Annotated in this window: 1 tRNA gene; it reads left to right on the top strand. The window is 52.4% G+C overall.

Features of this window, described 5'->3' with window-relative positions:
• Nucleotides 1-136: 136 nt before the first annotated feature.
• Nucleotides 137-212 (top strand) — tRNA-Gly (locus PGW49_RS08230).
• Nucleotides 213-246 lie beyond the last annotated feature (34 nt).

Here is a 246-nt window from a genome sequence, read left to right on the forward strand (position 1 = left end):
TCATCCGCACATGTGCGGATGAATGTGGGAAGTGTTCGGATGAAGTTGATAATCAAGGGTTCGCGAGGGCGTTGCAAAACTTTTTAAAAAAGTTCTTGCATAGGATGCGGGCATCACGTAAGATTAATCCTCGTAAGCGGACATGGCTCAGTTGGTAGAGCACAACCTTGCCAAGGTTGGGGTCGCGGGTTCGAGCCCCGTTGTCCGCTCCATTTGGGCGTTTAGCTCAGGGGGAGAGCGCTTCCC

This window comes from Collinsella aerofaciens, assembly GCF_027679495.1.
In the GTDB taxonomy this organism is placed as follows: Bacteria; Actinomycetota; Coriobacteriia; order Coriobacteriales; family Coriobacteriaceae; genus Collinsella; species Collinsella aerofaciens_AK.